The organism is Amycolatopsis sp. CA-161197 (assembly GCF_050942255.1).
GTDB lineage: Bacteria > Actinomycetota > Actinomycetes > Mycobacteriales > Pseudonocardiaceae > Amycolatopsis.
The window spans coordinates 5,794,301-5,820,743 of the sequence record NZ_CP192059.1; the positions used below are offsets into that span (position 1 = coordinate 5,794,301).

General features: G+C 71.3%; 31 protein-coding genes. 14 read left to right on the forward strand and 17 right to left on the reverse strand.

All coding sequences use genetic code 11. The annotated features are described in order from the left end of the window. Positions 1 to 16: 16 nt before the first annotated feature. The 5 genes from ACQPXB_RS26990 to ACQPXB_RS27010 all read left to right on the forward strand — a co-directional run bounded on the left by ACQPXB_RS26990 (position 17) and on the right by ACQPXB_RS27010 (position 5,732). Positions 17 to 1,051 carry an amidohydrolase family protein gene (locus ACQPXB_RS26990; protein WP_432844867.1) on the forward strand — a complete coding sequence of 345 codons (1,035 nt, stop codon included), beginning with the start codon at positions 17 to 19 and terminating at the stop codon, positions 1,049 to 1,051. Further along, a complete protein-coding gene (locus ACQPXB_RS26995; protein ID WP_366576681.1) occupies positions 1,048 to 1,617 on the forward strand; it encodes an iron-sulfur cluster assembly protein in 570 nt (189 codons plus the stop codon). Before ACQPXB_RS26990 ends, ACQPXB_RS26995 begins: the two co-directional genes overlap by 4 nt. Then, entirely contained in the window at positions 1,614 to 2,639 is a 1,026-nt protein-coding gene (locus tag ACQPXB_RS27000; protein WP_432844868.1) for an NAD(P)-dependent alcohol dehydrogenase, read from the forward strand. Before ACQPXB_RS26995 ends, ACQPXB_RS27000 begins: the two co-directional genes overlap by 4 nt. Positions 2,640 to 2,689: 50 nt before the next feature. Beyond that, positions 2,690 to 4,339, forward strand: coding sequence for a chaperonin GroEL (gene groL, locus ACQPXB_RS27005; RefSeq protein WP_366576685.1), 1,650 nt, complete (start codon positions 2,690 to 2,692; stop codon positions 4,337 to 4,339). A gap of 1,069 nt (positions 4,340 to 5,408) precedes the next feature. Then, complete coding sequence (locus tag ACQPXB_RS27010) at positions 5,409 to 5,732, forward strand: putative quinol monooxygenase (RefSeq protein WP_366576687.1); 324 nt, start codon at positions 5,409 to 5,411, stop codon at positions 5,730 to 5,732. Positions 5,733 to 5,907: 175 nt separating this feature from the next. Here ACQPXB_RS27010 and ACQPXB_RS27015 read toward each other — a convergent pair whose 3' ends face one another. Then, on the reverse strand, positions 5,908 to 6,240 hold the full coding sequence (locus ACQPXB_RS27015) for a hypothetical protein (protein ID WP_366576689.1): 333 nt from the start codon (positions 6,238 to 6,240) through the stop codon (positions 5,908 to 5,910). 191 nt (positions 6,241 to 6,431) lie between these two features. Between ACQPXB_RS27015 and ACQPXB_RS27020 the strand changes: the two genes are divergently transcribed. Then, positions 6,432 to 6,581, forward strand: a complete 150-nt coding sequence (locus ACQPXB_RS27020) for a hypothetical protein (protein ID WP_366576691.1) — start codon at positions 6,432 to 6,434, stop codon at positions 6,579 to 6,581. Positions 6,582 to 6,634: 53 nt separating this feature from the next. After that, positions 6,635 to 6,922 (forward strand): putative quinol monooxygenase, encoded by a 288-nt coding sequence (locus ACQPXB_RS27025; protein ID WP_432844869.1) that lies wholly within the window; start codon positions 6,635 to 6,637, stop codon positions 6,920 to 6,922. Between the two features lie 8 nt (positions 6,923 to 6,930). Here the strand turns inward: ACQPXB_RS27025 and ACQPXB_RS27030 are convergent, their stop codons facing one another. Beyond that, a complete protein-coding gene (locus ACQPXB_RS27030) occupies positions 6,931 to 7,875 on the reverse strand; it encodes a LysR family transcriptional regulator (protein ID WP_366576695.1) in 945 nt (314 codons plus the stop codon). A 100-nt stretch (positions 7,876 to 7,975) separates the two neighbouring features. Here ACQPXB_RS27030 and ACQPXB_RS27035 point away from each other — a divergent pair, with 100 nt between their 5' ends. The 6 genes from ACQPXB_RS27035 (at position 7,976) to zwf (ending at position 12,374) form a co-directional block, all read left to right on the forward strand. Beyond that, entirely contained in the window at positions 7,976 to 8,224 is a 249-nt protein-coding gene (locus tag ACQPXB_RS27035) for a hypothetical protein (RefSeq protein ID WP_366576696.1), read from the forward strand. Positions 8,225 to 8,228: 4 nt separating this feature from the next. After that, positions 8,229 to 9,104, forward strand: a complete 876-nt coding sequence (locus ACQPXB_RS27040) for an AAA family ATPase (RefSeq protein WP_432844870.1) — start codon at positions 8,229 to 8,231, stop codon at positions 9,102 to 9,104. Beyond that, entirely contained in the window at positions 9,097 to 10,200 is a 1,104-nt protein-coding gene (locus tag ACQPXB_RS27045; protein ID WP_432844871.1) for a vWA domain-containing protein, read from the forward strand. The genes ACQPXB_RS27040 and ACQPXB_RS27045 overlap by 8 nt, the downstream gene beginning before the upstream one ends. 12 nt (positions 10,201 to 10,212) lie before the next feature. Continuing rightward, entirely contained in the window at positions 10,213 to 10,479 is a 267-nt protein-coding gene (locus ACQPXB_RS27050; RefSeq protein ID WP_366576702.1) for a hypothetical protein, read from the forward strand. Then, on the forward strand, positions 10,476 to 10,865 hold the full coding sequence (locus ACQPXB_RS27055) for a hypothetical protein (protein WP_366576704.1): 390 nt from the start codon (positions 10,476 to 10,478) through the stop codon (positions 10,863 to 10,865). The genes ACQPXB_RS27050 and ACQPXB_RS27055 overlap by 4 nt, the downstream gene beginning before the upstream one ends. A gap of 108 nt (positions 10,866 to 10,973) precedes the next feature. Continuing rightward, the gene (gene zwf, locus ACQPXB_RS27060) at positions 10,974 to 12,374 is read left to right on the forward strand and encodes a glucose-6-phosphate dehydrogenase (protein WP_366576705.1); all 1,401 of its coding nucleotides are present in this window, start codon (positions 10,974 to 10,976) and stop codon (positions 12,372 to 12,374) included. 57 nt (positions 12,375 to 12,431) lie between these two features. Here the strand turns inward: zwf and ACQPXB_RS27065 are convergent, their stop codons facing one another. The 15 genes from ACQPXB_RS27065 to ACQPXB_RS27135 all read right to left on the reverse strand — a co-directional run bounded on the left by ACQPXB_RS27065 (position 12,432) and on the right by ACQPXB_RS27135 (position 25,423). Then, entirely contained in the window at positions 12,432 to 13,763 is a 1,332-nt protein-coding gene (locus ACQPXB_RS27065) for an NAD(P)/FAD-dependent oxidoreductase (protein WP_432844872.1), read from the reverse strand. Further along, a complete protein-coding gene (locus ACQPXB_RS27070; RefSeq protein WP_432844873.1) occupies positions 13,760 to 15,619 on the reverse strand; it encodes a glycoside hydrolase family 15 protein in 1,860 nt (619 codons plus the stop codon). The genes ACQPXB_RS27065 and ACQPXB_RS27070 overlap by 4 nt, the downstream gene beginning before the upstream one ends. A 104-nt stretch (positions 15,620 to 15,723) precedes the next feature. Beyond that, positions 15,724 to 16,767, reverse strand: a complete 1,044-nt coding sequence (locus ACQPXB_RS27075; protein ID WP_432844874.1) for a cytochrome d ubiquinol oxidase subunit II — start codon at positions 16,765 to 16,767, stop codon at positions 15,724 to 15,726. Beyond that, the gene (locus tag ACQPXB_RS27080) at positions 16,764 to 18,197 is read right to left on the reverse strand and encodes a cytochrome ubiquinol oxidase subunit I (RefSeq protein ID WP_432844875.1); all 1,434 of its coding nucleotides are present in this window, start codon (positions 18,195 to 18,197) and stop codon (positions 16,764 to 16,766) included. Before ACQPXB_RS27080 ends, ACQPXB_RS27075 begins: the two co-directional genes overlap by 4 nt. A gap of 230 nt (positions 18,198 to 18,427) precedes the next feature. Then, positions 18,428 to 18,787, reverse strand: coding sequence for a hypothetical protein (locus ACQPXB_RS27085; protein WP_366576714.1), 360 nt, complete (start codon positions 18,785 to 18,787; stop codon positions 18,428 to 18,430). Then, positions 18,784 to 19,059 carry a hypothetical protein gene (locus tag ACQPXB_RS27090; protein WP_220241270.1) on the reverse strand — a complete coding sequence of 92 codons (276 nt, stop codon included), beginning with the start codon at positions 19,057 to 19,059 and terminating at the stop codon, positions 18,784 to 18,786. The genes ACQPXB_RS27085 and ACQPXB_RS27090 overlap by 4 nt, the downstream gene beginning before the upstream one ends. A gap of 5 nt (positions 19,060 to 19,064) precedes the next feature. Next, the gene (locus ACQPXB_RS27095; protein ID WP_432844877.1) at positions 19,065 to 19,307 is read right to left on the reverse strand and encodes a hypothetical protein; all 243 of its coding nucleotides are present in this window, start codon (positions 19,305 to 19,307) and stop codon (positions 19,065 to 19,067) included. A gap of 13 nt (positions 19,308 to 19,320) precedes the next feature. Continuing rightward, entirely contained in the window at positions 19,321 to 19,548 is a 228-nt protein-coding gene (locus ACQPXB_RS27100) for a hypothetical protein (protein ID WP_285966567.1), read from the reverse strand. A 13-nt stretch (positions 19,549 to 19,561) separates the two neighbouring features. Then, on the reverse strand, positions 19,562 to 19,816 hold the full coding sequence (locus ACQPXB_RS27105) for a hypothetical protein (RefSeq protein WP_366576718.1): 255 nt from the start codon (positions 19,814 to 19,816) through the stop codon (positions 19,562 to 19,564). An 11-nt stretch (positions 19,817 to 19,827) separates the two neighbouring features. Then, positions 19,828 to 20,412 carry an SRPBCC family protein gene (locus ACQPXB_RS27110; protein ID WP_366576720.1) on the reverse strand — a complete coding sequence of 195 codons (585 nt, stop codon included), beginning with the start codon at positions 20,410 to 20,412 and terminating at the stop codon, positions 19,828 to 19,830. Continuing rightward, positions 20,406 to 21,347, reverse strand: coding sequence for an XdhC family protein (locus ACQPXB_RS27115; RefSeq protein WP_432844878.1), 942 nt, complete (start codon positions 21,345 to 21,347; stop codon positions 20,406 to 20,408). Before ACQPXB_RS27115 ends, ACQPXB_RS27110 begins: the two co-directional genes overlap by 7 nt. A gap of 10 nt (positions 21,348 to 21,357) precedes the next feature. Beyond that, a complete protein-coding gene (locus ACQPXB_RS27120) occupies positions 21,358 to 23,748 on the reverse strand; it encodes an aerobic carbon-monoxide dehydrogenase large subunit (RefSeq protein ID WP_432844879.1) in 2,391 nt (796 codons plus the stop codon). A 10-nt stretch (positions 23,749 to 23,758) separates the two neighbouring features. After that, complete coding sequence (locus tag ACQPXB_RS27125) at positions 23,759 to 24,277, reverse strand: (2Fe-2S)-binding protein (protein WP_366576726.1); 519 nt, start codon at positions 24,275 to 24,277, stop codon at positions 23,759 to 23,761. Beyond that, positions 24,274 to 25,137, reverse strand: a complete 864-nt coding sequence (locus ACQPXB_RS27130) for an FAD binding domain-containing protein (RefSeq protein ID WP_432844880.1) — start codon at positions 25,135 to 25,137, stop codon at positions 24,274 to 24,276. The genes ACQPXB_RS27125 and ACQPXB_RS27130 overlap by 4 nt, the downstream gene beginning before the upstream one ends. A gap of 10 nt (positions 25,138 to 25,147) precedes the next feature. After that, complete coding sequence (locus ACQPXB_RS27135) at positions 25,148 to 25,423, reverse strand: hypothetical protein (RefSeq protein WP_432844881.1); 276 nt, start codon at positions 25,421 to 25,423, stop codon at positions 25,148 to 25,150. 149 nt (positions 25,424 to 25,572) lie between these two features. Here ACQPXB_RS27135 and ACQPXB_RS27140 point away from each other — a divergent pair, with 149 nt between their 5' ends. Further along, positions 25,573 to 26,439, forward strand: a complete 867-nt coding sequence (locus ACQPXB_RS27140) for an FAD binding domain-containing protein (RefSeq protein ID WP_432844882.1) — start codon at positions 25,573 to 25,575, stop codon at positions 26,437 to 26,439. The last annotated feature ends 4 nt before the right edge of the window (positions 26,440 to 26,443 follow it).

Consider the following 26,443-nt stretch of genomic DNA (forward strand, 5'->3'; position numbering starts at 1 on the left):
CCGCGAAAGGACTCCCATGTACCGCAAGGACGGCGAGAGCTATTTCATCGTCGACAGCCACGTGCACTTCTGGGACGGCTCGCCCGCCAACCAGGCCAACCGGTACGGCAAGGGCTTCATCGAGGACTTCTACGACCACCACCGCACCCTCAGCCCCGCCGAGTGGCTGTGGTCGCTGGAGAAGTTCGGCAAGTACTCCGAGGAGACGCTGATCGACGACCTGTTCACGACGGGCTACGTGGACAAGGCCATCTTCCAGCCGACCTACCTCACCGAGTTCTACGTCAACGGGTTCAACACGACCGAGCAGGACGGGGCCGTCGCGGAGAACAACCCCGGGAAGTTCATCGTCAACGGCGCCTTCGACCCTCGCGACGGCGAGGCCGGGCTGGACAAGCTCGAAGCGCTGGCCGAGCGGTGGGACCTCAAGGGCGTGAAGCTGTACACGGCGGAGTGGAAGGGCGAGTCGAAGGGCTGGCAGCTGTCGGACCCGTGGTCCTACCGCTACCTGGAGAAGTGTGAGCAGCTGGGGATCCGCAACGTCCACGTCCACAAAGGACCTTCGATCGACCGGAGCGAGCGGGCCTCGGCCGACGTCGCCGACATCGACGACGCGGCCGGCGCGTTCCCCAACCTGAACTTCGTCGTCGAGCACGTGGGCCTGCCCCGGTTCGAGGACTTCTGCTGGATCGCCACGCAGGAGCCGAACGTCTACGCCTGCCTCGCGGTGGCGATGCCGTTCATCCACACGCGACCGCGCTACTTCGCGCAGGTCGTGGGCGAGCTGTTGTACTGGCTCGGGGAGAACCGCATCACCTTCGCCAGCGACTACGCGATCTGGCAGCCGAAGTGGCTCGTCGAGTCCTTCGTGGACTTCGAGTTCCCCGAGGACATGCAGGGCGACTACGGCACGCTGTCCACCGACGCGAAGAAGAAGATCCTCGGCCTCAACGCCGCGCAGCTCTACGACCTGGAAGTGCCCGCGGAGGTGACCGCCGGGATGGCCGGTGCCCGCGCGTCCGCCGGGTCGGGTTCGAAGGTCCCGGCATGACCGCGGCGACGGCGGAGACGCTGACCAGCAGGGTGTGGCGCGCCCTGGCCGACGTCGTGGACCCCGAGTTCCACGAGCCGATCACGGACCTGGGGTTCGTCGCCGGCGTCCACGTGCGCCTGCACAACGACCGCGGGCACTCGGTTTCGGTGCGGCTGCGGCTGCCCGCGTACTACTGCGCGCCCAACTTCGCGTACCTGATGGTGGCCGACGCGCACGACGCGGTGCTGAGCCTGCCGAGCGTCGACACGGTCGACATCGTGCTGGAGGGCCGCCGCGCCGGCGAGGAGGTCACCGCCGCCGGGTTCGGCGGCCCGGTGCCCGAACAGGCCGGCAGTGAGCTGGCCGAGCTCCCGCCGGAGTTCCGGCGCGAGGCGCACCTGGCTTGCATGGAGCGCGCGGTGCGCAAGCTGGTGGACGAGGGGTGGCGGGTCGACGCGCAGCAGTCCCCCGAGCGCGAGAGCCTGCTGCGGTTCGCCAAGGGCGTGCGGGTATCCCTCGAGGACACTGCGAAACCGCGGTACTACCGGACCGGCGACGAGGTGCGAGAGGAGGTACCGTCGTGAAAGCGGTGCAGCTGCGCGGTTACGACCGCACCCCCGAGCTCGTCGAGGTGCCCGACGCCCACGTGCAGGGGCCGCTGGACGTGGTGGTGCGGATCGGCGGCGCCGGCGTGTGCCGGACGGATCTGCACATCATCGAGGGCCAGTGGGCGGAGAAGTCGGGCGTCACACTGCCCTACACGCTCGGCCACGAGAACGCGGGCTGGGTCGCGGAGATCGGCGAGGGTGTCACGTCGGTGTCCGTGGGCGACCCGGTGATCCTGCACCCGCTCGCCACGTGCGGCCTGTGCAAGGCGTGCCGCGCGGGCGACGACGTCCACTGTGTACAGTCGGCGTTCCCCGGTATCGACCGCGACGGCGGTTACGCGGAATACCTGCGCACGAACGCGCGGGCTGTGGTAAAGCTGGACTCCTCGCTCGAACCGGCGGCCGTGGCGGCGCTGGCCGACGCGGGGCTCACCGCGTACCACGCCGCCCGCAAGGCGGCGGCTCACCTGCACCCGGGTGAGCGCGTGGTGTCGATCGGCGCGGGCGGGCTGGGCCACATCGGCATCCAGGTGCTGAAGGCGATCAGCCCCGCCGAGCTGATCGTGGTCGACCGGTCGCCGGAGGCGCTGAAGCTCGCGGGCGAGCTCGACGCCGACCACCTCGTGGTGGCCGACGGCTCGGAAGCCCAGGCGGTGCTCGAGCTCACCGGCGGCGAAGGCGCGGAAGCCGTCGTCGACTTCGTGGGCGAGGGCGGCGCGATCGAAGCCGGCGTGCAGATGTTGCGGCGCGCCGGGAACTACTACGTGGTCGGCTACGGCGGGACGCTGGCGGTGCCGACCATCGACATCATCTCCACCGAAATCAACTTCGTCGGCAACCTCGTCGGGTCCTATTCGGACCTCGCCGAGCTGATGGTGCTCGCCGCGCGCGGAAAAGTCGCGCTGCACACCAGCACGTACGCCCTGACCGACTTCGAGAAGGCGCTCGACGATCTGGACCGCGGCCTCGTCCGCGGCCGCGCGATCCTCGTGCCCTGACCGCCGGCAGGTTCAGCCGCGACCACGACCTCCGTACGGAAAGGACAGACATGGCCAAGGACTTGCGGTTCAACGTCGAAGCGCGCCAGCTGCTGGAGTCGGGCGTGAACGCGCTCGCCGACGCGGTGAAGGTGACGCTCGGCCCCAAGGGACGCAACGCCGTGATCGAGAAGCTCACCGGAGCCCCGACGATCACGAACGACGGCGTCACCATCGCCAAGGAGATCCAGCTGCGCAACCCGTTCGCCAACATGGGCGCGCAGCTGGTGAAGGAGGTGGCGATGAAGACCAACGGCGTGGCGGGCGACGGCACGACCACCGCCACCGTGCTGGCGCAGGCGATCGTGCGCGAGGGTCTGCGCGCCGTCGACGCGGGCGCCAACCCGCAGCTGCTGAAGAACGGCATCCAGAAGGCCGTGCAGCGGGTGGTCGAGGTGCTGCAGGCCGGCGCCCGTGAGGTGACGGAGGCGGGCGACCTCGCGCACGTCGCGACGCTTTCGGCCAACAACGACCCGGAGATCGGCGACATCATCGCCGAGGCGATGGGCCGCGTCGGGCTCGGCGGTGTGGTCACCGTCGAGGAGTCGCCGGCGTTCGGGCTGCAGGTGAACTTCGCCGACGGCGTGGAGTTCGACAACGGCTACATCTCGCCGTACATGGCCACCGACAAGGACCGCATGGAAACGGTGTTCGAGGACCCGTACATCCTGCTCACCAACGAGAAGATCTCGAAGGTGCAGACGCTGATGCCGGTCCTGGAGCAGGTGACCCGCACGCAGAAGCCGCTGGTGATCATCGCCGAGAACGTGGACGGGCCCGCGCTGGGCATGCTCGTGGCGAACAACGTGCACAACACGTTCAAGTCGGTCGTGGTGCGGGCGCCGGGCTTCGGGCACCGCCGCATCGCGGAGCTGTCGGACCTCGGCGTGTTCACCGGCGGCGAGGTCGTGACCGGCGACGCGGGGCAGAGCATCGACGCGGTTCGCCTCGAGCAGCTGGGCCGCTGCCGGCGCATCACCATCACCGAGGGCAGCACCACGCTCGTCGGCGGTGCCGGCAACGAGACCGCGGTGTCCGCGCGGATCGAGCAGATCAAGCGGGAACTGGAGCGCGCCGAGAACGAGCACGACCAGGACAGCCTGCAGGCGCGCATCGCGCGGCTCTCGGGCAGCGTCGCGGTGATCCACGTCGGCGCGGCCACCGAGGTCGAGCTGCGGGAGAAGCAGCACCGCGTGGAGGACTCCCTGTCGGCCACGCGCGCCGCCATCGAGGAGGGCATCGTCGCCGGCGGCGGCACCGCCCTCGTGCAGGCCCGCACCGAAGTCGACAGCCTCGACCTCACCGGCGACGCCGCCGTGGGCCGCGACATCGTGCGCCGCGCGCTCGTCGAACCCCTGCGCTGGATCGCCATCAACGCCGGCTACGACGGCGACGAGGTCCTGGCCGCCGTCGGCTCCTCGGCCCCGGGGCACGGCTTCAACGCCCTCACCGGCGAGTACGGCGACATGTTCGACGCGGGCGTCATCGATCCACTGAAGGTGACCCGCTCGGCGCTGCAGAGCGCGGCTTCCATCGCGGCCCTGCTCCTGACCACCGAGACGCTCGTGGTGGAGGAGATCATCCAGAACCCGGGCGCCATCATCGCCCCCGGCTTCGGCGACCTCGCCGAGGGCATGGTGCGGCCTTCCAACATCTACTGACCTGCCGGCCGGGCACTGCTTCGCTCGACGGGACCGGGTGCGGAACCGGTTTCGGTCCTGTCGAGCGACCAGCCCGCTTGGTGGCGGTGGTGTGTGACAAGTCGCGTCGCTGGTCGGCAAGGTGCCACGCCGATTGGCAAGTGCCGGGCGGAACGGCTTGTTGCCGGCACCTTCGACACCAAGCCGGCTGAACCGGTCAGCCGCACTGGCAAGCAGGGGAACGAGATGGCGAATTGCCAAACCCCACGGCATCCCGCCACCTGATTCGCCGCTTGCCAGGGCCTTGACACAAAGCCACCCCCCGATGGAAACACACCACGACGAGTCGCCACTTGCCGGAACGACGTGACAGCCAGCCACGCCACCGGCAAGTCGCCAGGCCAACGGCAAGGCGGACGGCAAGAGCCGGCCGCCACCGCCACGGCATCTCGCCAGGCCAATGGCAAATTGCCACGGCTTTGGCAACTTGCCACGGCAACGGCGCGTTGCCTTGGCACGTTGCCACGGGAGCCGCAGGTTATCCGTGGCAACGGCAAGACGCCATGGACGTGGCAAATCGCCATGACAGCGGCGAGGCGCCTCGGCAACGGCCACTCGCCGAGACAGCCGCAGCAATGGCAAATTGCCACGGCGTCGGCAAGACGCCACGGCAAACGCAGGAAACCACGGCGACGGCGAGTTGCCACGGGAGCCGCAGGTACCCGTGGCCGTGGCAAGACGCCGCGGCAAGGGCAAGTCGCCGTGACAACGGCGAGAAGCCGTGGCAGGCGACCGACGGAACGGCAAGGTGCCACAGCCCGTGGCAAGTGGACAGCCGGACCGGCCGGTTGCCGGGTGATCTGTCACCGCGATGGCAGGTTGCCAGGACGCATGGCAAGTGAGGCAGCCGTGATAACGGCGGCCGGGGCGAGGAACACGGCCCCGGCGAACCCGGACTCGGTTCCCGGCGCGGGACGCCCGCCGGGGGCCGCGGCCGGTCGTGAGTACGGGTGGTCGCGGCGCCCGGCTCACGCCCGGTCACGAGGCAGCGTGGCCTCGTGCACCGTCGGTGGCCTGTGCGGAGGACAGCATGATCTTCATCGTCGTCAAGTTCACCGTCCGGCCCGAGCGGAGCGAGGACTGGCTCGGCCTGGTCGACGACTTCACCCTCGCCACCCGGCGCGAGCCCGGGAACCTGTTCTTCGAATGGTCGCGCAGCGTCGACGTGCCCCACCAGTTCGTGCTGGTCGAGGCCTTCGCCGACCCGGAAGCCGGCCGCGCGCACGTGAGCTCGCCGCACTTCGCGGACGCGATGGCGTGGATGCCCGACGTCATCGCCCGCACCCCGGAGATCGTCAGCCTGGACGCCCCCGGCGCCGGCTGGAGCCCGATGGGCGAGCTCCGCATCGACTGACCGCTCCCACCACAAGGCCGGACCGGTCCGGACCGCCGCGACGGGTCCGGACCTGTCCGGCCGAATCACGGGGAAATCACCCGGGAATCGCCCGGCGGATCACCCGAGAAATCCCCTGCGAAATCCCCGGAAGACCGGCCGACAAATCACCCGAGCAAATCCCCCGCGCACCCCGTCAGCGCTTTCTCCCCCGCCGACGCCGCGTCGCGCGGGTGAGGATCCAGGCCAGCGAGACGACCATCCCGCCCACCGCCAGGCCCCAGGCGGTCACGTCCACGGCGGGCACCCACGTCACCTCCGAGCCGCGGATGACGAACGCTCCCGTCGGCCGCGCGAAGAGCCCGAAGCCGACGCCTTCCTTGTCCGGTGCCTCCTGCCCGCCGCCCCCGCCGCCGGTCACCATGGCGGCCGGGATGACAACGATGCCATCCTTCTCGACCGGGTCGCTGTAGACGCGCTGCGCCGTGTACAGCTCCGCCGTGGACGCGGTGATGTCCTTGAGTCCCATGTGGTCACTCCTTCGTCGAGTCGCTGCCGGTCACGATCCTCGTCGATTACAACGTCCGGGTGAAGTCCCTGGCCACCACGGCTCACGTTGTTAGCGTGGACGCCGCTGACTCGACGGACGGTGGGGACATGACAGCACCCGTGCAGGAGCGGACCGGCAGACCACGAAGAACGAACGAAGGAGGGAAAACGTTGTCCCGCAAGGAAGAACCAGGTCTGGTGTTGAGCATCGCACTCACGACGGCGCTGGGTTTCGCCTGGGCGGCCGAGGTGGGGGTCGGTGTCGGGGTGAGCATCGGGAACCTCGTGACCGGCAACGCGGGCAAGCCCCTCCCCCGCTGAAAAACCCCGAAAACCGCAGCATCACAAGGAAAACCGCACCGAAGGAGCGGCAGATGCTGATCGTCGCCGGGCATCTCGCCGTCGACCCCGGCCGCCGCGACGCCTATCTCGCGGGCTGTGTGAGCGTGATCGAGCAGGCCCGCGACGCACCCGGCTGCCTCGGTTTCTCCCTCACCGCGGACCTTCTCGACCCCGGCCGCATCGTCGTCTTCGAGCATTGGGAGTCGCGGGAAGCCGTCGAAGCGTTCCGCGGCAGCGGCACGAGCGACGAGCAGAACGCCGAAATCCTCGCCGCCGACGTGGCGGAGTACGAAATCGCCGGCGTGCGCGACCTGACCTGACGAAAAGGTTAAGACCAGATCGTCACGTACACCGGCGGCCGGAACCGCGAGGGCGGCACGCCACTGCCCGGCGCGCGCATCACGTGCATCGCCGCCGGCGTCGTCAGGAAGTGCCGCAACGAGTTCGCGGCCCCCGTGCGGCGGTCGGTCGGCAGGGTGGTCACGTACCAGCACGTCGACATCGGCGTGTGGCGCGTCGGCACCACCGCCAGCTCGTGACGGCGCAGCTGTGGCGCCACCAGGTGCTCCAGCGCCACCGACACCCCGCCTCCGCTGGCGGCCGCCGACCACGCGGCCGTCTGGTTCGGGAAGACCTGGATCGCGTCGTCGGGCACGCCGAGGCGGGCCAGCAGCCGGCCGGTGTCGCTGCCCGGGTCGGCGCCCGCCGGGTCGAGCAGCCACGGCCAGTGCGCCGGGCTGCCCTGGTGGCGGCAGTGCGGCGAGCCGACCACCACGAGTGACGCGCGGAAGATCGGTGTGCAGTCGAGGTCGCCGCCGTCTCCGGTCACGTCGGGGCCCAGCGCCACATCAGCGAGCCGGTTGGTGATGAGCACGGGCAGCTCGGCGGTGCGCGCGAGCCCGGACGACGCGTCGATCGCGTTGCCCGATCTCCGCGTGAACGCCTCCAGCAGCGGGTTGGCCACGAACTCCGCGATCTCACTGGTCACCGCCAGCTGCAAGCGCGCCGCGACCCCGTTGGCCTGGCGCACGGCGGCGTCGGCCTCCGCGCCGAGCGCCACCATCTGCGACGCGATGGGCAGCAGCCGGCTCCCGCCCGCGGTGAGCGTCATGCCGCCGGAGCGCTTGATGAGCAGCTTGTCGCCGTGGTGCTGGCGCAGCGCGGCCAGCGCCTGGGACACCGCGGGCTCGCTCACGCCGAGCGCCTTCGCGGCGTCGGTGACCGACCCCAGCCTCGCCACCAGGACGAACGCATTGAGCTGGCCCAGTGTCATGGTCAAATACTCTCGGTAACCCCGGATCCTGGACAATACTCCTTAAGCAAAGGGTTAATCCAGCGCCGCGCGAGGCGCTCGGGCGGTGTTGACTCGCCCCATGGACGACGAAGCGCTGCAAGTCCTGCGCGAGGTCTGGCGCGCCCAGGGCCAGGACGCCGACGAGCTGGAGGCGGCCTGCGGGCCCCAGCGTTCCTGCAAGAGCATGTCGGCCGTGGGGTTCGGCGGGCTCGCCGAGAACGGCGACCTGCACGCGGCGTGGCACGACCAGCTCGCCCGCGAGGGGAAGCTGAAGCCCGGCACGAGCACGGTGCGTGACCTCGTGCTCGGCGCGGACGAGCAGCCGTAACGGGATGGCCGAGCCGGACACCGTCGCGGGGCTCACCGCCGCTCTGCGCGGCGGCGCGTACCTCGCCGACCGTGGCCTCGCCACGGCGCTGCTGGTCGGGCTGCGACTGCACCGGCCCGTGCTCCTCGAAGGCGAGGTCGGCGTCGGCAAGACCGAGGTCGCGAAAACCCTCGCCGCGGTGCTCGGCCGCCGCCTCATCCGGCTGCAGTGCTACGAGGGCATCGACACCGCCCAGGCCCTCTACGAGTGGGACTACGCCCGCCAGCTGCTGCGCATCCGCGCGCTGCAGGACCACCAGGCCGAGTCCGGCGAGGTGGTCGAGCAGCTGTTCGGGCCCGAGTTCCTCGTCGAACGGCCGCTGCTGGCCGCCGTCCGCGCGGGCGCCGGCGCCGTGCTCCTCGTGGACGAGATCGACCGCGCCGACGACGAGTTCGAAGCCTTCCTGCTCGAACTGCTCTCCGACTTCCAGGTCACCGTGCCCGAGATCGGCACCATCGTCGCGCCGAGCCCGCCACTCGTGGTGCTCACCTCCAACCGCACCCGCGAGCTGCACGACGCGCTCAAGCGCCGCTGTCTCTACCACTGGCTCGGCTACCCGGGCGCGGACCGTGAGCTGGAGATCGTGCTCGTGCGCGAGCCCGGCGTCGAGGAGGCCCTGGCGCGCCAGGTCGTGGCCGCCGTGCGCCGGCTGCGGGAGCTCGACCTCGCCAAGCCGCCCGGGGTCGCCGAGACCATCGACTGGGCCCGCATGTTGCGGTTCCTCGGCGAGGACACGCTCGACGAACGCTCCGCCGGCGACACGCTCGGTGCCGTCGTGAAGGACCGCGACGACCTCGACGTGGTGCGGGCGCACCTCGCGGAACTCGCCTCCGGTGGCTGAGCTCACCCGGGTGCTGGTGGGTTTCGCGCGGGCCCTGCGCGAAGCAGGCCTGCCCGTGGGCTCCGGCGACGCGCTCGGCTGGTGCCGCGCGGTGACCGTCCTCGACACGACCGACCTCGCCGACCTGTACTGGGGCGGGCGCACCACGCTGCTCAAGCGTCACGAAGACCTCCCCCGCTACGACGAGACGTTCCGCCGCTACTTCCTCGGCGCCGGCGAGCCGCCGGCGGCGGTGCTCACGATCCTCGCCGAGTCGGGCGTCGACGCCACCCTGGCGCTGCCCGAACCCGAACGCGCCGGCGACGAGCGGGAGACCGACACCCTGCTCGGCCTCACCGCGTCCGATGTGGACAGTCTGAAACGCAAGTCCTTCGGCGCCTGCACGCCCGAGGAGCTCGCCGCGATCCGCCGCATCGTGGCGCGGCTGCGCCTCACGCCGCCGAAACGCCGCACGCGCCGCACCCGGCCCGCGCGCAAGGGCCGCGAACCGGACCTGCGCCGCACGGTCCGCGACTCGCTGCGGACGTTCGGCGAACCCCGCGCGCTGCGCTACCGCGAACGCCGCGTGCGGCTGCGGCCGCTGATCCTCGTCCTCGACGTCTCCGGCTCGATGGCCGGCTACTCCCGCACGCTCCTGCAGTTCGCCTACTCCGCGCGCCGCGCCGCCGCGAAGGTCGAGGTGTTCTGCTTCGGCACCCGCCTCACGCGGATCACCGACCAGCTGGGCACCCGCGACGCCGACGAAGCCCTGGCGCGCGCGGCCGAAGCCGTGGTCGACTGGGAGGGCGGCACCCGCATCGGCGCCGCGCTCGACGAGTTCGTGCGCACCTTCGGCCGGCGCGGCCGGTGCCGCGGCGGAGTGGTCGTGATCTGCTCCGACGGGTTCGACCGCGGCGACCCGGACGTGCTGGCCAAGGCGGTGGAACGGCTGTCGCGGCTGTGCCACCTGCTGGTGTGGACGAACCCGCACGGCGGCGCCCTCGGGTCGGCGCCGCTCGGGATGAGGATCGCCGCGCCGTACGTGGACCTGCTGGTGACCGGCCACGACCTGCGCAGCCTGGAGGAGCTCGCGGCAGCGTTGCCACGGGCTCGGTGAGGAGCACCGGCGATGCGGTGGAGCGTGGGGATCGAAGCGGACGGCGACCGCGTGTTCACGCGCGAGGAGATCGTGAGCCTGGCCGACGCAGTGGCGCCCTCGGGCGGCATCGCCAGCGGGATCGGCACCACGAGCTACGGCGCGCGCCTGCTCGTCGAGGCACCCGACCGCGAGAAGGCGATCACGCTCGCCACGGCGGAGTTCCGCCGCGCGGCGAAGGCGGCCGGGCTGCCGTCGTTGCCGGTCGGGCGCGTCGAGGCCGTGGGCGAGCACGAGTGATCCGCCTCGGCCCGGCCTCGGGGTACCCGTTCGAGGGCCCCCGCCTGCTCGGCGGGTGGGCGCCGCCCGCCGTCGCCGCCGTGTACGCCGTGCTCTACCGCCCCGAACCCGAAGCCCGGCCCGATCGCTACGCCGTGGTCTACGTCGGCCACGCCGACGATCTCTCCCAGGCGGACCTGCCGTTCCGCCACCCGCGCGCGCAGTGCTGGATCGCGCGCGCGGGCTCGCGGTGGAAGGTGCACATCTGCACCTACGAGGTCCCCGGCGGGCTGCCCGCGCACCGCGAGCAGATCGTCCGCGAGCTCACCGCCGTCTACCGGCCGCGCTGCAACGAGGCCCAGTTCGAGCACGCCTGGCACGAGAACTGGATCGGCCACGAACGCTGAGCGCCCCTCTCATCCTCCACGGATGAGGCCCGGCCGTTCGGTCGGCGGCGACGATGCTCCCGGACACGACCGAGCCCGCGATGCGCCGTGACGGAGCTGGAGGCAGGGATGACATCGACAGCCACCGCGCCGCCGCGGGCCGACGTCCTCGTGATTTTCGGGATCACCGGCGACCTGGCGAAGGTGATGACCTTCCGGTCGCTCTACCGCCTCGAAGCCCGCGGCCTGCTCACCTGTCCCGTCGTCGGGGTGGCCGCCGACGACTGGACCCTCGATCAGCTCGTCGAACGGGCCCGGTCGTCGATCGAAGCGACCGGCGACCTCGACAAGGCGGTGTTCGACCGGTTCGCCGCCAAGCTGTCCTACGTCAGCGGCGACTTCACCGATCCGGCCATCTACGACCGGATCGGCACCGTCGTCAAGGGCGCCGCGACCCCGGTGTTCTACCTGGAGATCCCGCCGTTCCTGTTCGCCCGGGTGGTCAAGGGACTGTCCGACGCCGGGCTGACGACCGGTGCCCGGCTCGTCATCGAGAAGCCGTTCGGCCACGACCAGCAGTCCGCGCGTGCGCTCGCCGACGAGCTGCACCGGTACGTCGACGAGGCGCAGCTGTTCCGGGTCGACCACTACCTGGGGAAAATGGGGCTGCAGGAGATCCTCCACCTGCGTTTCGCCAACGCCGTCCTCGAACCGTTGTGGAGCCGCAACTTCCTCGAGTGCGTGCAGATCACGATGGCGGAGAGCTTCGGCGTCGAGGACCGCGGTCATTTCTACGATCCCGTCGGAGCGCTGCGCGACGTCGTCGTCAACCACCTGATGCAGGTGGTCGCGGCGGCCGCGATGGAGCCGCCGTCACGGGGCGACCCGGTGACGCTCAAGGAGTCGCAGGTCGGCCTGTTCCGGGCGGTGATGGAGGCGAACCCGGCCCACTACGTACGCGGGCAATACCGCGGCTACCTCGACATCGACGGCGTTCCGCGCGACTCGGCCACCGAGACGTTCGCCGCGCTGCGCCTCGACATCGAGAACTGGCGCTGGGCCGGCGTGCCGTTTTTCATCCGGACGGGCAAGCGGCTGCCGGTGACGCAGACCGAGCTGCGGCTGGTGTTCAAGCGCCCGCCCAAGCTGGGCTTCGGGCTGGTCGGGCCCGCGGTGGAGCCGAACCAGCTCGTCCTGCGGCTCGACCCGTCGACCGGGGTCCGGATCCAGGTCGACGCGTACCGCGCCGATGTCGCCCGCATCGCGCCGATCGAGCTCGACATGGAGTTCGCGGACGAGGGCGGCGAGGGCCCGACACCGTATGAGGTCCTGCTCCACGCGGCCATGATCGGCGACAGCACCCGGTTCTCCCGCCAGGACGGCGTCGAGGAGACCTGGCGGGTCATGCAGCCGCTGCTCGACGCGCCGCCGCCGGTGCACGCGTACGAACCCGGGACCTGGGGCCCGGCCGCGGCCCACGAGATCACGGCCGGGTTCGGCGGCTGGCGCACGCCCTGGACGTCCCGCTGACGTCGCGCTGACCCGGCTCGGCCGAGCGGCTTGGGTGGCCGGTCGCCGCCGGCCTCGTCAGGAACGGCCGGCCGACGTCGCCGCGTCGCCCCGGTCGAGGGAGATGTGCGGAACGTCCGCGTCGTCGTCCTCCCACACGACGCGGTGGGGTTTCGTGGACCACTCGACGATCGCGGCGTGGTCGCGCTCGAAGTAGTCCCACGCCCACGACATGAAGGCGTCGACCTTGCTGTGCACCCCGCTCAGCAGCATCGCGTGGACACCGAGCCAGGCGGCGAACGCGAGGGGCCCGTCGACCTGGTGGCGGTGCTTGCCGACCTCGGCGACGGCGGCGTTGCGGCCGATCATGGCCATGATGCCCTTGTCCTTGTACTGGAACGGTTTCGCCGGCTGCCCGGCTCGCCGGCGCAGGATGTTGCTCGCCGCCCACTCGCCGGACTGCTGGGCCACGGAGCCCAGTTGCGGCAGCGTCCCGTGGTGCCGGGCCGGGATGTTGGCGGCGTCTCCGACCGCGTACACGTCCGGGTGTCCGGCGACCGTCAGATCGGGCTGCACGTCGACCCGCCCGCCACGGCCGGTCGCGAGCCCGGCGGCGGCCTGCACCACGGGCGCCGCCGACTCGCCGCCGCCCCAGATGACGGTGCGGGTGCGGATGGCGGTGCCGTCGTCGAGCTCCACCCGGTCGGCGTGCACCGCCGCGACTCCCGTGTCCAGCCGGAACTCGGCGCCGCGCTCGGTGAGCCGCTTGTGGGCGTACTGGTGCGACCGGTGGGAGAACGCGCCGAGCAGCCTGCTGCCGCGGTCGATCAGGAAGATCCGGGGGGCGAGCGGGATCCGCTCCATGGCCGCGAGGGCGGTCATCAGCTCGGTGAGCGCCCCGGTGATCTCGACGCCGGTCGGGCCGCCGCCCACGACGACGATGTCGAGGGCGTCCTCGCCGAGCCGTTTTTCCGAGACCTCCCGCACCAGGTCCTGCACGTGCAGCCGGAGCCGGACGGCGTCGGCCACCGAGTAGAGCGGGAACGCGTGCTCGGCGGCGCCCGGGACGCCGAAGTACTCGGGCTGCGCACCGGCCGCGATCACCAGGTGCGATCCGCTGATCTTCTCGCCACCGGACAGCGTCAGCCCGAGGCTCGCGAGGTCGAGCTCCGTGACGCGCGCGGTGCGGACCTCGACCGTCGGGAGGTCGTGGAAGATCACCCGGTGCGGGCGGGCGATGTCCTCCGCGGGCAGCTGCGAAGTGGCGACCTGGTAGAGCAGTGGCTGGAACTGGTGGTAGTCGTTGCGGTCGACCAGCGTCACGCCGATGCCCTCGTCGCCGAGCTTCCGGGCACAAGCGACGCCCGCCAGTCCGCCGCCCAGCACCACGACGTCGCGGTTCCCGGTCACAGCGACAGCTCCCCCATGAAGTCGGACAGGATGATCCGGCTCGCCGCCTGGATCAGGGCGAGGTGCGAGAACGCCTGGGGGAAGTTGCCGAGGTGCCGGGCCCGCTCGACCTCGAACTCCTCCGCGTACAGGCCCAGTGGCGACTCGATCCGCAGCAGGCGCTCCAGCAGGCTGGCCGCCCGGTCCATCTCGCCGACCATCGCGAGCGCGGAGACCAGCCAGAACGAGCAGATCAGGAACGTGCCTTCCTTGCCGGACAGCCCGTCGTCGGTCTCGTCGGTCTTGTAGCGCAGGACGTAGCCGTTCTCGGTCAGCTCGTCGGCGATCGCGTCCACGGTCTTGCGCATGCGTTCGTCGGTGCCCGGCAGGAAGCCGAACAGCGCCGCGAGCAGCGTCGAGGCGTCCAGCGCGTCGGTGTCGTAGTGCTGCCGGAACACCCCCCGCTCGCTCACGCCGTTCTCGAGGATGTCCGCGCGGATCTCGTCGGCCGTTTTGCGCCACTGGCTCGCGAGCTCGTCGTCGTCGCGGATGTTCGCGAGCTTGGCGGCCCGGTCGAGCGCCACCCAGCCCATCAGCTTCGACGACACGTAGTGCTGCGGCTTGCCGCGCGCCTCCCAGATGCCCTGGTCCGGATCGCGCCACACCGCCGTCGCGGCCGCGGCCTGCGACTGCACCAGCGGCCACAGCCGGCGCGGTAGGTGCTTGCTCCGGGCGGTGTGCAGCAGCAGCGAGTCGAGCACCGCGCCGAAGACGTCGTTCTGGCGCTGGTCGAAGGCACCGTTGCCGACGCGGACCGGCCGGGCGCCTTCGTAGCCGCCGAGATCGTCGCGAGTGGACTCGGCCAGGTCCCGGCGGCCGTCGATGCCGTACATGATCTGCAGGCCGCCGTCGGCGTTGGGTTCGAGGTCGCCGACGAACTGCATGAAGTCCCCGGCTTCCCAGTCCAGGTTCAGGTAGTGCAGCGCCTGGAGGGTGAACGTGGTGTCGCGGATCCAGGTGTAGCGGTAGTCCCAGTTGCGTTCGCCGCCCGGCGCCTCGGGCAGCGACGTGGTCAGTGCCGCGACCGTCGCGCCGGTCGGCATGTAGGTCAGGCCTTTGATGGTGAGCGCCGACCGCTCGAGGGAAGGGCGCAGCGCGTGGTCCGGGATGCGGGCCCGGGAGAGCCAGCCGCGCCAGAACTGGACCGTCGCGTCGATCCGGGCTTGTGCCTCCGCGAAGTCGGCCGGCGACGACAGCCCCTCGGCCCACGACAGCGCGCAGAACGTCTTCTCGCCCTTGGTGAGCACGTGCCGGGCCCGTGCGGTGCCACCCTCGATGCCGATGAGCATGTCGGTGCTGAGCCGGAAGGTCTGGCCGGCGCCGCTCGCGTCGGCGTGGTGGTCGTTGCCGTCCATGGCCCAGACGGCCGGCTCCCGCCCGTAGTCGAACGCCGGCTCGCAGACCAGCTCGACCTCCAGCTCACCTTCGAGGCACTCGACGGTGCGCACGAGCAGGTGGTCGGCGTCGTTGTCGGCCGGGGGCCTTGTGTGGGGCGTGACCGTGTCGGGGCCGCGCCGCGGGCCCATCGTCAGGGCGTCGTGGACCAGCAGCCAGCCGCGTGGCGTGTGCCATGTGGTGGTCATGACGTTGGTGCCCGGCACGTAGGCGCGCGAGGTCGGCACGTTGATCCCGTAGGGACCGAACCGGAAGGATCCGGCTCCGCGGTCGAGCAGATTGCCGAAGCTGCTCGGGGCGTCGAACGCGGGCAGGCACAGCCAGTCGACGGATCCGTCCGGGGCCACCAGGGCACCGGTGTGGCAGTCGGACAGGAACGCGTAGTCCGCGATCCGCGGGAAGGGCGAGGTCGTGGCGTTCACGGGAGCTCCTTCACAATCGTGACGCGCGAAGTCGCGGGCCTGCTTCGACGATCGATGGACCGGGCGGCGCGGCAATCACCTTTCGGGGGTGATTGCGGTCCGGCTCAGCCGGCCTCGGTGTCGACGGCGCGGTCGGCGGCGTCCTCGACGCCTTCCCCGGGAAGCAGCCGGCGTTGGTCGAGCACGTAGAGCAGCACGAAGCCGGGCAGCACGATCAGCACCAGCAGACCCACCGCGACCAGCAACGCGGTCAGGGTTCCGGACGGTGCGGCGGCCGCGGAGACGGTGGTGGTCACCGGCAGCAGGTACGGCCACTGGGCGATGCCCCAGCTGAGAATGATGCAGGCCACCGCGACCACCGCGAGCACCCGTGCGCCGCGGGGCGCGCCGCGAATCAGCAGCACCAGGGCGCCGAACCCGCTCAGGACGCTGAGCACGACCGGCGGTAACGCCCACGAAGTCAACCGGTCGAAAACGTACGGAGCCGAGGCGCTCAAGACGACGAAGCCGATCACGGCGACCGCCGCCGCGGCGAGGGCGCTCACCACGGCCCGGCGGCGGAAGTAGAGCGCCAGAGCGCTGTCGCCGGCTCGTCGTGCGTTCCTGACGAGGTACACCGCGGCCAGGTACGCCGCCAACACGACCGCCAGCCCGCCCGTCACGAGCGAAGTCGGGTTGAGCCAGCTGCCCACCGGATCGCCCGCCTCGCCTCCGGCCGGCACGTGACCGGACGCGATACCGCCCGCGATCGCGCCGAAGCAGAACGGCACGAGCACCGACGAGAGCGCGAACAAGCCACCGAAGACCCGCCGGACGCGAACGGTGACCACCGTCTTGCGGAATGCGAAACTCGCGCCCCGCAACACGATCCCGAACGCCGCGATGGCCAGCGGGACGAACATCGTCAGGGTGATCGACTGGAACGCCGCCGGGAAGGCCGACCACGTGACGACGAAGATGAAGATCAACCAGACGTGGTCGGCCTCCCACACCGGGCCGATCGACCGCTCCACCAGGCCCCGCGGCGCGGCACCTCGCTCGGGTCCGCCGGCGGTCAGGTCCCAGAAACCGGCGCCGAAGTCGGCTCCGCCGAACACGGCGTACATCACGAGGGCGATCAGCAGCACGACCGCGACCGCGGTGCTCACGGCCCGCGCTCCCCGGTCTTCGCCGGCTCGGGTTCCTTCGCCGGCCCGTACGGCGTATCGAGGTCTGCGAAGCCGCCGGCCCGGCGGAAGCGCCGGCTCATCGACCGGAGCACCACGACCGTCGTGACACCGAGCGCGACGTAGAGCACGGCCACGGCGATGAACGTGATCCAGACGCCGGTGTTGCCCGTCGCCGCGGCCTCGACCTTCATCAGGTTGTAGACGATCCACGGCTGGCGGCCGACCTCCGTGACCACCCAGCCGGCCTCCATCGTGACGACGGCGAGCACCCCCGCGCACGCCGCGGCTCGCAGGAACCACTTACTTGTCGGCAGGTGCCGCCGGAACAACCAGACCGCGCCGTACCACAGCGACAGCAGGAGCAGCACCGTCCCGAGCCCGACCATCACGTCCCAGGCGAGGTGCACGACGTTGGCCTCGAGCACCGTCGGCCGCGCGTCGGCCGGCACGGTGTCGAGTCCCTGGACGACGGTCGACCGGCCCGTGCTCGGGTCCGACAACCACGACGCCAGCCCCGGGATCGGGACGCCGCCGGTGACCGTGCCGTCCGCGTTGAGGTGACCCAGCAGAGTCTCGGGCACATCCGAGCTGGTCGTCGGCACCAGCTCGATCGCGGCGAACTTGACCGGCTGATCGTTGTATACCCAGCGCGCCAGGCTGTCGCCCACGCCGATCTGGATGGGTGTCGCCACCGCGGCCACGCTGAACGCGATGGTCAACCCGAGCTTGTGGTAGCGATCGGTCCGGCCGCGCAGCATCCCGATCGCGTACACCGACGCGACCAGGAACCCGCCGACCAGGTAGGCGGCGACGACCATGTGCGCGGCCTGCAGCGGCATCGCGTCGTTGAAGATCACCCCGAGCGGATCCACGTCGACGATCTCGCCCTGCGCGTTCGCCGTGAACCCGGACGGGGCGTTCATCCAGGCGTTCGCGGCGACCACGGAGACCGAACCGAACACCCCGGCGAGCACGATCGGCACGCCGGTCCAGAAGTGCGTCCACGGTTTCAGCCGGCGCCAGCCGAAGATGTAGACGGCGACGAAAATCGCCTCGGTGAAGAAGAAGATCCCCTCGAACGCGAACGGGATGCCGAACGCCTCGCCCCAGGTCCCCATGAAATGCGGCCAGAGCAGGCCGAACTCGAAACTCAGCACGGTCCCGGTCACCGCGCCCACCGCGAAGGTCACGGCCATGTACTTCGACCACCGCTGCGCGAGCAGCAGCGCGGCCCGGTCGTGGTGCCGAACCGCCCGGTAGTTCGCGATCAGGACCATGAACGCCCACGACACCCCGAGCGGCACCAGGATGATGTGGAACCCGAGCGTGAACGCCATCTGCGAACGCGCCCAGGGCACGGGGTTCACGGCGGCGGCCGCGTTCGCGAGGACGGTCAGCGTTTCGCCCACGATCACCCCTGCCCGCTTGCCCGTGCACCGGCCCCGGCCGCTCGGCGGGTTCGCCGGTTGTGGCGATGCCCCGACCCTGTCGGGTGCCGCACCCGGCGGGCATCACCCCGCGGGGATGACGTCGGCCCCCGCGCCGGACCGCGGACGAGCGGGCGCCTCCCGGCCGAGTGACCGGCCGGGAGGCTCGTTCGATGCACCTGACGGCGCCGGACAGAAGGCGCCGGACGGGATCAGCGCCGCGCGAACCCCACCGCGTCGTGCAGCCGCGAGCGCCGCGTGCCCGAAGCCGGGCGCGCCGGCGGGCGTTCCTCCGTCGGCGGCGTGTAGGTCGCGCCCACCACGATGTCCTCGGCCATCCCGTACAGCAGCGGCAGCGCACCCGCCACGACGCCGCCCGTGCGGTTGATGTGCGAGACGCCCGGCACGATCGCCTCGGCGTGGGTGTTGATGCGGCGGACGGTGTCCGCGCAGTCCTCGAGGTTCGTCGCGATGCGGGCGAGCAGGCCGCCGACCCAGAACAGGTACACCGCGAGGCCGGCGACGAGCAGGGCGATGTCGACGACGGTCAGCACGACCAGGGTGGTGGTCACGACTTCACCTTTCCGAGCACCCGTCCGAGGAACAGGTGGTGCTGCAGGCCTTCGGCGAGCACGGCGTCGACGCGCGTGGCCGTGACGGGGATCAGGTCGGTGTGCTGCGTGTTGTCCGCGGCGCCGTGCAGCGTGTCGCGGATGCCCGCGACCCGGCGGTCGATCACCTTCACGTAGCGGATGAGCAGGCTCAGCAGAGCCACCACCACGAGGATCACCACGAACCCGGCCGCGATGGCGATCCACCACAACGTCTCGTCCTGTGTGGACATCCGGATCAGCCTCCCAGCCGCTCACGACCGCGGCGCAGGCCGGCGACGATGACCTCGGCGTGGTCGTTGGTGGTGCGCAGCTCGGCCAGCGGCGCGGTGTTGCGTTCGGCGGCCTTGAGCTCGTCGTCGATGAGCGGCGCGGCCTCGCCGATGGAGCGCGCGAGCACCAGGATCGGCACCACGAGCGCCACCACGACGAGCACGATGACGATCCCGATCGAAAACCCGATGATCCAGCCCGTGGTCACGACGGCTCCCCTTTCACACCGACTCGCAGAAGTCGCGCACCGGCTTGAGGTTCGCGTTCACCGAGCCCAGCGCGGCGGGCACGGGCGCGGTCTCCTGGGCGATCACCCGCACGCCACCGAGCACGCTGCCGAGCGTGCGGCGGACGTGGCGCAGGTGCAGGATCACGCGGAGCAGGCCGACGGCGGCGAACAGGATGATCAGTGCACTGACGGCCAAGGTGGCCCAGGCGGCGGCAGGCATGGCGGAACTCCTTTCAGCCCAGCAGTTTCGCGACGCTGCCGGCGTACCGGGTCGCGCCGACGGCCACTTCGCCGATGGTGCGGTCGGTTTGCGCGAGCGCCGCGGGGACGGGTTCGAGCTGCCCCGCGAGGCGCACGCCGCCCACGAGGATGTCGTCGGCCGCGGCGCGGATCCGCTCGACGGCGGCCAGCACGCGGTTGAGCAGGGCGATGACGACGGGCAGCACCACGAACAGCAGCACGGCGTTGCCGATCCACCACAGGACCATGGGTTGCCTCCTCAGGACGGGGTGCTCGGATAGGGCGCGAAGAACCGGCGGACCACGCGTTTGAGCGCCATGAGCGTCGCCTGCAGGCCGATGGTGAAGCCACGGGCCGGGGCCGCCGCGTGGCGCGCCGCCGCCGTCTCGCCGCGTTCGGCCCGCGCGATGGCCTCCTGCACGTTGAGGGCGAACTGGCGCATCAGCACCGACGACACGTCGGCGATCATGCCCCGCCCGTACTGCGCGGCGGCGCCGGACACCTGCAGGTCCTGCTCGAAGTCGACGCGGGTGCCGACGTCCGCGCGGGCCAGCGTCGCCGTCACGATCATGGCCGCCTGGCCGCGGCCGCGGGCTTCGGCGCCGCTCGCGTCGACCACGAGCCGGCGGGCGGCCTCGTCGCGCGAGGTGATGGCCGCGATTCCGTCGAACTTCAGCGACACCGGCCCCAGGCGGACGCCCACGCGGCCGCGGTAGCGCTCGTCGCCGAGGTCCTCGGTCAGCTCGGCGCCGGGCAGGCAGGTCGCCACGGCGGGCACGTCGTCGAAGAACCGCCAGACCTTGTCCACGGGCTGCGCGACCTCGAACTGGTTGCGGATCAGCATCGGCTCTCCTTCTTGGCGTACGCGCCGGGGTCGCGCAGGAACGCGGCGCGGCAGCCGGCGCAGCAGAAGCTGTACTCGTGGCCCTCGAACGCCACCGGGTCGTCGATCTCGACGGTCATGCCGCACACCGGGTCGACGGTCTCGGCCGGGTCGGGTACCGCGGCGCCGGCCGGCCCGGGCGGCACCCCGCGGGCCGCCCGGATCCGCACCAGCTCGGCCAGGATCGCCACCGCGATCTCCCGGTGCGACACGTGGCCGAGGTCCAGCCCGGCCGGCACCTGCACGCGGTCCAGCTCGTCGGCCGCCACCCCGCGGTCGGCGAGGTACCCGAGCACGCTCGCCCCGCGCCGGCGCGAGCCGACGAGCCCGACGTACGCCGGCCGCGCGGCCAGCGCGCGCTCCACCGACTCCTCGTCGTGGTGCCCCTGCGTCGCCACGACCACGAAGGACCGTTCGGTCACCGCGTCGAGCTCGGTGTGCTCGACGAGCCGCGCGTGCCAGCCGAGCGAACCCGCCAGCTCCACCAGCGTGTGCGCCATGGGCGAGCGCCCGACCACCACCAGGTGCGGCACGGGCTGCACCGGCTCGATGTAGACCTCCAGCGCGCCCTCGCTCTGGCACGAGATCGGCACCACCGTCATGCCCTCGGGCACCGCCGCGCCGAACTGCTCCGGCGAACCGAGCAGCAGCAACCGCGGGGTGCCTTCGACGAGCGCCTGCCGGGCCTCGCGGATCACGGCCGGCTCGGCACACGCGCCGCCGATCCACCCGCGCAGCTCGCCCTCGGCCGTGATGATCGCGCGGCAGCCCCGCTTGCCCGACGACGGGCCCTGTCGCCACACCACGGTCGCGAGCGCGAACGCCTCGCCGCGGCGGGCCAGCTCACCGGCCTGCGCCAGCACGTCCCAGCCGTCAGGCGAGTCCATCATGGACATCTCCGGCACCTCATTCGTCCGTCCGCACAGGCGGCGCGCCGGAGACGTCGTGGTGCTGCGTCAGGGCTTCCCACACGCGGTCGGGCAGCAACGGCATGTCGATGTTGCGCACGCCGGTGTCGTCGAGCGCGTCCATCACCGCGTTCACGAACGCCGCCGGCCCGCCGACCGCGGCGCACTCCCCCACGCCCTTGGCGCCGATCGGGTGGTGCGGCGACGGCGTGACGACCTCGCTGTGCAGCTCGAAGCCCGGTGTCTCCCACGCCGTGGGCAGCAGGTAGTCCATGTAATTCGAGCCGACGCAGTTGCCCTCGGCGTCGAAGGTGATGAACTGCATGTTCGCCATCGCGTAGGCCTCGGTGAGCCCGCCCATGATCTGGCCCTCGACGATCATCGGGTTGATGCGCACGCCGCAGTCGTCCACGGCCACGGTGTTGAGCACGTCCCACACCCCGGTCTCGGGGTCGACCTCGACGGTGACGATGTAGACCGCGAACGGCCAGGTCAGGTTCGGCGGGTCGTAGTAGGCGTGGTTCTCGAGGCCGGGCTCCATGCCGTCGGGCATGTTGCCGTACGCCGCCATCGCGCACTCCTGGATCGTCACGCCGTGCTCGGGCACGCCGCGCACGGAGAACCGGCCGAGCTCCCACTCGAGGTCCTCTTCGGACACTTCGAGCAGGTGCGCCGCGAGCTTGCGCGCCTTGGCCCGGATCTTGCGCGACACCATCGAGATCGCCGCGCCCGCCACCGGTGTGCTGCGCGAGGCGTAGGTGCCCATGCCGAACGGCGCGGTGTCGGTGTCGCCCTCCTCGACCGTGACGTCGTCGGCCGGGATGCCCAGCTCGTGGCTCACGATCTGCGCCCACGTCGTCTCGTGGCCCTGCCCCTGGCTCTTCGCCCCGACCCGCAGCAGCGCCTTGCCGGTCATGTGCACACGCAGCTCGGCCGAGTCGAACATCTTGATGCCGAGGATGTCGTACTCACGGCTGTTGCCGGCGCCGAGCGGCTCGGTCATCGTCGAGATCCCGATGCCCAGCCGGCGCCCCTGTTTGCGTGCTTCCTCCTTCTGCCGCAGGAAGTCCTCGTAGCCCACGGCCTTCAGTCCCACGTCGAGGCACGCCTCGGGCTGGCCGGAGTCCACGAGGAAGCCGAACGGGGTGCGGTGCGGGAACGCGTCGGCGCGCACGAAGTTGCGCCGCCGGAACTCCGCCGGGTCCAGCCCGAGGTCCTTCGCCGCCTGGTGGACCATGCGCTCCTGGAAGAACATCGCCTCGGTGACGCGGAACGAGCAGCGGTAGGCGACGCCGCCGGGTGCCTTGTTGGTGTAGGTGCCGCGCGCGGTGAGGTGCGCGGCGGGCACGTTGTAACAGGCGAACGTCGAGTGCAGCAACCCGATCTTGAACTTGCTCGGCTGGGCGTCGGCGAAGAACGCGCCGTGGTCGGCCTCGGCGTGCATGCGGACGCCGAGGATCTTGCCGTCGGCGCGCAGGGCCATCTCGCCGTCGAGGTACATGTCGCGGGCGAACCCGGTGGAGATCAGGTTGCCGGTCTTGTCCTCGATCCACTTCACGGGCCGTTCCAGCAGGATGGAGCACAGGATCGAGCACACGTAGCCGGGGTACACGGGCACCTTGTTGCCGAAGCCGCCGCCGATGTCCGGCGAGATGATGCGGATCAGGTGCTCGGGCAGCTCGGCGACCATCGCCACGGCGGCGCGGATGATGTGCGGCGCCTGCGTGGTCATGTACACGGTCAGTTTTCCGGTGGCGCGGTCGAAGTCGGCCACGGAGCCGCAGCACTCGATCGGCGAGGGGTGCGAACGCGGGTAGTGCAGGCGCAGTTTCGAGACCACGTCGGCCTGCTCGAACGCCGCTTCCGTGCCGGCCTGGTCACCGACCTCCCACCGGTAGATGACGTTGTCGGCCTGGCCCGCCTTGTCGTCGCGGATCAGCGGCGCGCCTTCGGCCACGGCCTGGTCGGGGCTCACGATCACCGGCAGCGGTTCGTACTCGACGTCGATGGCCTCGCACGCGTCCTTGGCGATGTAGGGGTCGTCGGCGACGACGCACGCGACCTCCTGGCCCTGGAAGCGCACCTTGTCGGTGGCGAGCACGGCCTGGGTGTCGTAGGAGAGGGTGGGCATCCACGCGAGGTTGCGGGTCGCGGCCATCTCGCCGGTGAGCACGAGCCGCACTCCCGGGATCTCCCACGCCCGGCTGGTGTCGATCGACTTGATCCGCGCGTGCGCGAGCGGGCTGCGCAGGATCTCCATGTGCAGCATGCCGGGCAGCACGATGTCGTCGGTGTAGTTCCCGCGCCCGCGGATGAACCGGTTGTCCTCCACGCGCTTGCGGCTGACGCCGAGCCCGCCGATCTTGTTCTCGTCCAACGCCTGCGACACGTCGAGCCTCCTATTCGGACCGCAGCTTGGCGGCGGCCCACAGCACCGACTTCACGATGTTCTGGTAGCCCGTGCAGCGGCACAGGTTTCCCGACAGCGCCCAGCGGACGTCCTCTTCGGACGGATCCGGGTTCTCGTCGAGCAGGGCCTTGGCCGAGAGCATCATCCCCGGCGTGCAGAAGCCGCACTGCAGGCCGTGTTCCTCGCGGAAGCCCTCCTGCAGCGGGTGCAGCTCACTCGCCGTGGCGAGCCCCTCGACGGTGGTGACCTCGTGCCCGTCAGCCTGCACCGCGAGCATCGTGCACGACTTCACCGCGCGCCCGTCGACGAGCACGGTGCACGCCCCGCAGTTGGTGGTGTCGCAGCCCATGTGCGTGCCCGTGAGGCGCAGGCCCTGGCGCAGCAGGTGCGCGAGCAGCAACCGCGGTTCGCACTCGACGACGCGGCGCTGTCCGTTGACCGTGACGGTGATCCGGCGGATCGGGACGTCGCCGGTGGCTTCCTCGTGGATCTCGTGGACGCTCGTCATGCCGCTTCCTCCCCGGTGCGGTCCAGCGCGCGCACCACGAAGGTGCGCACCAGGTGCCGCTTGAACGCGGCGGTGCCGCGGTGGTCGGTCTTCGGGCGCGCCGCCGCGGCGGCCAGGTCCGCGGCCTCCGCCACGCTGTCGGGTGTCAGCGGACCGCCCACGAGCGCGTGTTCGGCGTCGGTGGCTTCGATCGTCGAGCCGCCGACGCCGGTGAGGGCGATGCCGGCGCGGGTGACCGTGCCCTCCTGCGTCTCCACGGCCACGGCGACGCCGACGGTGGCGAAGTCGCCGACCCGGCGTTCGAGCTTGAGGTACCCGCCCGCGGGGGTGCCGCGGGGTGCGGGAATGACGGCCTCCACGGCGATCTCGTCGGCCGCCAGCGCGTTCTGGAACGGGCCGAGCACGAAGTCGCGCGCGGCGATCGTCCGCCGGCCGGCGGGTCCTTCCGCGACGATCGACCCGTCGAGGGCGAGCACCACCGAGGCCCAGTCACCCTGGGGATCGGCGTGGCACAGCGAACCCACCAGCGTGCCGCGGTTGCGCACGATGGGGTCGGCGATCAGCGGCGCCGCCGCGGCCATCGTGGGCTGCACGGCCTTCAACAGCTGCGAGCGTTCGAGGTCGGCGTGCCGGCACAGCGCGCCGACGTGGAGGTTGCCCTCGGCGTCGAGCTCGTGGTGGGCCAGGCCGGGGACGTTGTTGATGTCGACGACGAGCGCGGGCGCGGCGAAGCGCAGCTTCATCAGCGGCACCAGGCTCTGCCCGCCGGCGAGGACCTTGGCCTCGTCGCCGGTGCGCAGCAGGTCGAGCGCCTCGGCCAGGGAACGGGGTGCTTCGTAGCGGAACCGGGACGGGTACACGCCGGCCTCCTCAGGCTTTCTCGGGAGGCTCGGCCACGGCCGTGGGCAGCGTGTCCTCTTCGGGGTCCTGACGAGGCCGCTGGTGCGGGGGCCAGGGCCCGGCGACCGGGCGGCCCGCCACCTTCAGGAAGTCCACGAGGTCGGGCCACGCCCACACGGTCGGACTCGGGCCCTGTTTCGGTGCGTCCTCGACGAGCTCGAACAGCCGGGGGTTGCCGCGGCTGTGCCCGTCGGACTCGATCCGCATCACGCGCACCTGCTTCCGCCGTTGGTCAGCTGCCGTCATGCTCCCCCCGGGCCACGGGCGCGACAATGCGCGATTAACCCTTTGCTTAACCCCACCGCCGAGCTGGACGGAACCGGTCTCCACACGGATTAGGCCAACGGTTAATCCGCTGTTGCGGCGGACGCGCGGGGCGGGGACCATCGACCGTCATGCAGGTGCCGGCGCAGTTCGAGTACGAGCGGGCCACGAGCGTCGAGCACGCGCTGGCGCTGCTGGCCAAGTACGGCCCGGAAAGCCGCGTGATCGCGGGCGGGCACAGCCTGATCCCGATGATGAAGCTGCGCCTGGCCCGGCCCGAAGCGCTGGTGGACGTCAACGAGCTCACCGAGCTGTCCGGGATCGAGGTCGCCGACGGCGAGCTGCGCATCGGCGCCCTGGTGCGCCACGCCCAGCTGCTCGCCTCGGCCGAGGCCGGCGCGCTGTTCCCGGTCCTGGCCGACGCCGAGCGCGTGATCGCCGACCCGATCGTGCGCAACCGCGGCACGATCGGGGGTTCGCTGTGCCAGGCCGACCCGTCGGAGGACCTGTCGGCCGCGTTCACCGCGGTGCGGGCCGAAGCCGTGATCCGCGGTGAGGAGGGCACGCGGACCGTACCGGTGCGGGAGTTTTTCACCGGGCCCTACAACACGGTCGTCGGCCCGGCAGAGCTGCTCGTGGAGCTGCGGCTGCCGATCCGCGAGGGCAGCGGAAGCGCGTACGCGAAGGTGGGCCGCCGCGCCGGTGATTGGGCGGTAGCGGCCGCCGGGGCTGAGCTCGTGCTCGAAGGCGACGACGTCGCCGAGGCCGGCATCGGGCTCACCGCGGTCGGCGCGCCGCGGTTCGTGGCGGCCGAGGCCGAAGACTTCCTGCGCGGTGGCGCCGCTTCGGCGGAACGCTTCGAGAAAGCCGGGCTCATCGCGGCCGAGCACTGCTCCCCCGCCGCCGACCAGCGCGGGCCGGTGGACTACAAGCGCCACCTCGTCGCCACGCTCACCACGCGGGCGTTGCACCGGGCGGCGCGACGGGCCGGAGGCTGACGGG